Raw genomic sequence first — 3,943 nt, 5'->3', positions numbered from 1 at the left:
CTCGCTCTTCCGCCAGCATGGTCAGCAGACGATTCAAATTGCCTGGCTTATCCTGCACAGTGGTCGTGATTCGCACATAGCGTCCCGACTCAATCAACCCGTGCTCAATAATACGCGACATAAACGTGATATCTACGTTGCCGCCGCTTAAAATGACGGCAATTTTTTTATTTGCGATCGGCATGCGGCGGTACAGCAGCGGTACGAGCGCCGAGGCGCCTGATCCTTCAACAAGCAATTTGCTTCTTTCAAGCAAATACAGCATCGTGTGCGAAATCTCAATATCTTCGGCAAGAAATATATCGTCTACGTACTTTTCCACTAGCCCATAGGTGAGAGAGCCGGGCTTCTTGACGGCGATGCCGTCCGCTATCGTTCCTGTGCTTGGAACCGTCACCAGCCGTTTTTCGTTAAGGGAAGCGCTCATGCTCGCACAGGCGGCCGCTTCCACACCGTAAACCTTGACATGAGGCGCAACCGCTTTCACACAAGCGGCGATCCCGGCAATCAGACCGCCGCCGCCGACCGGGCAGATAATCGCATCCACATCCGGAAGCTGCTCCAGCACTTCGAGTCCCAGTGTGCCCTGTCCCTCGATTACGCGCGGATCATCAAAAGGATGAAGAAACGTGGCACCGGTTTCTTTTTGAACTTGCAACGCCCTCTCAAGCGCTTCCTCGAACGACTGTCCGTGTAAGATTACGCGCGCACCATATCGCTGCGTAGCCTGTATCTTGGTGAGCGGCGCACCTTCCGGCATGACAATGATGCTCGGAATGCCGGCTTTTGTACTGCTAAATGCTACGCCCTGTGCGTGGTTGCCTGCCGAGGCGGCGACGACACCCCGCGCTTTCTCTTCTTCGCTTAAGGACGCGATTTTATTGTACGCTCCACGCACCTTAAATGAGCCGGTTTTTTGCAGATTCTCAAGCTTTAGGTACAGTTGGTTTCCGGCCAACTCACTGAAGGTGGTAGAGTAATCAAGCGGTGTATGGCGAATCACCGGTTTCAGCATTTCTCTGGCCCGGCGGATGCCTTCAATTGTAACCATATCGATACGTCCTTCCCCGTAAGAATAAGCTATAGCCTCATTGTACCTTCTTCTCTTTGTGAGGAGCAAACCGAATGCAGTATTTTTCATTTTACAGGCCGTGTTTAAACAGCTATACGCTGCCAGGAACGGTGAAACCATGCTTATGTATATCCTGTGAAAATTTTATTTTCGTGCTTATTTTTGGCATAATGAAGAAGAGAAAAGGGAAATACACATCAGGAGACCATCATTCACGAAAGGGGATTTGGAACGGAATGAACAACAAGACGCTTGAACAAGTCGCAGTTAATACCATCCGCATTCTTTCGATTGAAGCGATTGAAAAGGCGAAATCCGGCCATCCGGGCTTGCCCATGGGGGCGGCACCGATGGCCTATACTCTCTGGACGAAGTTTATGAACCACAACCCGGCTAATCCGGCCTGGGTAAACCGGGATCGGTTCGTATTGTCCGCAGGGCACGGTTCGATGCTTTTGTACAGCCTGCTTCACCTCACCGGGTATGATGTGTCGCTTGATGATTTGCAGAATTTTCGCCAGTGGGGCAGCCGCACGCCGGGCCATCCAGAATACGGGCATACGCCGGGGGTAGAGGCGACTACGGGACCGCTCGGGCAGGGCATCGGCATGGCGGTCGGCATGGCCATGGCAGAGCGCCATCTAGCTGCCGTATATAACCGTGACGGCTATGATGTTATTAACCATTATACGTATGCGCTGTGCGGCGATGGCGATTTGATGGAAGGCGTCGCGGCAGAAGCCATCTCGCTCGCCGGGCATTTGAAGCTCGGACGCCTGATCGTGCTTTACGATTCCAATGATATTAGCCTGGATGGTGAATTGGCTCATGCATTCTCCGAGAATGTAGCGAAGCGTTTTGAATCGTACGGCTGGCATGTGTTACGCGTTGACGAGGGCAATGACGTAGAGGCCATTTCGCAGGCGATTGTCGAGGCGCAGAAAGAGACGGAGCGGCCGACGCTGATTGAAGTGCGGACCATCATCGGATTCGGCAGCCCGAACAAAGGCGGCAAATCAGCCGCGCACGGCGCGCCGCTTGGTGCAGATGAAGTGAAGCTGGTGCGCGAAGCGTACGGATGGGAACACGAACTGTTTGAATTCCCGGAAGAAATACGCGAGCATTTTATTGAGGTAAAGACGAAAGGCCAGCAGGCCGAAAAAGAGTGGCAGGAGAAGTTCGACGCGTATAAAAAAGCGTATCCTGAATTGGCCGAGCAGTTCGAGCGGGCGATGCGCGGGGAGTTGCCGGAGGGCTGGGATGCGCAATTGCCTGTCTTTACCCCCGAGGACGGAAAAATTGCTACGCGTGAAGCATCCGGTAAGGCGATTAACGCTCTTGCGAAAGCCGTTCCGTTTTTCCTGGGCGGCTCCGCCGATTTGGCATCGTCCAACAAAACGGCCATTAAGGACGAGAAACATTTTAAGCACGGGCAGTATGAAGGGCGCAACATCTGGTTCGGGGTACGCGAGCATGCGATGGCCGCAGCCATGAACGGAATGGCGCTACACGGTGGTGTCAAGGTGTATGGCGGCACGTTCCTTGTGTTTGCCGATTATCTCCGTCCAGCGATGCGTCTGTCGGCTCTGATGGATGTGCCGGTGATTTATGTGCTGACGCATGACAGCATCGCAGTCGGAGAAGACGGACCGACGCATGAGCCGATTGAGCATGTGCCGTCACTGCGGGTTATTCCGAATATGATCGTTCTGCGTCCGGCGGATGCGAACGAGACAGTGGCCGCTTATCGGTTTGCGGTGAGCCGCAGCAAAGGGCCGGTGTCCATGGTTCTTTCCCGCCAGGGGCTGCCGGTCCTCCCTGGCACAAAAGAAAAGGCAGCCGAATCTGTTGCCCGCGGTGCTTATGTGCTCTCTGACGCCAACGGTACGCCGGATATCATTTTGCTTGCGTCTGGTTCGGAAGTGAGCTTAGCGATGGAGGCGAAGCAAAAACTCGAAGAGAGCGGGCATGGTGTGCGTGTTGTCAGCATGCCGAGCTGGGAACTGTTCGAACAGCAGTCGCAGTCTTACAAAGACGAAGTGTTGCCGCCGAATGTGAAAGCGCGTGTCGCCATCGAGATGGCACATCCGCTCGGCTGGGAGCGCTATGTAGGAGACAAAGGCGCGATCCTTGGTATCTCGAAGTTTGGTGCGTCGGCTCCAGGCGAAAAAATCATGGAGGAATACGGATTTACACCGGAAAATGTCGTGGCGATAGCGGAACGTGTATTACATCAATCAATAGATTGATATTGTGGAAAGTATACGGGAGCGTATAATGAAACGCTCCTGTTTTTTGTATAATAAAGAATATAGATTTTCGGATAGAGGGAATATTGAGATGGCAATATATTTTTTGCTTTTTTCGTGGTAATATTTATTTTCGAGAACTTTTAAAGTCTAGAGCGAGGATCAGATATAGAAATATATAAATTTGGTAAACTTGGAGGTAGCAATGGAACTTTTAGAAGTATTTAAAGCTTTATCCAATGAAACGAGACTGCAGATCGTACAGTGGTTAAAAAATCCTGAAATCCACTTTTCTAAACCGCAAAACGGGGATATACACAAAGATGGTGTTTGCGTGAGCGACATCCATAAGAAAGTTGGCTTATCACAATCTACAGTATCCCTTTACTTATCAATGCTGCAAAATGCCGGATTAATAAAATCAAAACGAATTGGGCAATGGACTTATTATAAAAGAGATGAGGAAAACATCAAACAAATTAAGGAGATACTATCCAGGGATTTGTAAATCAAAATTCTCCTTTATCTCCTGTAATGGTAAATATCATTACCATTACAACTTGACCTTGAACATCTCTTTTTTTTATATTATTATATCTATAATTATAGATATATAAATATA

Annotated in this window: 3 protein-coding genes; 2 read left to right on the top strand and 1 reads right to left on the bottom strand. The window is 50.3% G+C overall.

Going from position 1 to position 3,943, the window contains the following annotated elements; translation table 11 throughout:
- Nucleotides 1–1,051 (bottom strand): threonine ammonia-lyase (gene ilvA, locus B2899_RS08135; protein WP_286884977.1); only part of this gene is annotated, 1,051 nt, incomplete at its 3' end.
- 257 nt (nucleotides 1,052–1,308) lie between these two features.
- Between ilvA and tkt the strand changes: the two genes are divergently transcribed.
- Both tkt and B2899_RS08125 read left to right on the top strand, forming a co-directional pair.
- Nucleotides 1,309–3,321 (top strand): transketolase, encoded by a 2,013-nt coding sequence (gene tkt, locus B2899_RS08130; RefSeq protein WP_286884975.1) that lies wholly within the window; start codon nucleotides 1,309–1,311, stop codon nucleotides 3,319–3,321.
- 205 nt (nucleotides 3,322–3,526) lie between these two features.
- Complete coding sequence (locus B2899_RS08125) at nucleotides 3,527–3,829, top strand: ArsR/SmtB family transcription factor (RefSeq protein WP_286884973.1); 303 nt, start codon at nucleotides 3,527–3,529, stop codon at nucleotides 3,827–3,829.
- The last annotated feature ends 114 nt before the right edge of the window (nucleotides 3,830–3,943 follow it).

This window comes from Aneurinibacillus sp. UBA3580 (assembly GCF_002375825.1).
In the GTDB taxonomy this organism is placed as follows: domain Bacteria; phylum Bacillota; class Bacilli; order Aneurinibacillales; family Aneurinibacillaceae; genus Aneurinibacillus; species Aneurinibacillus danicus.
The sequence above is the reverse complement of the archived record's forward strand: the minus strand, read 5'-3'. Positions and strand labels throughout refer to the sequence as shown.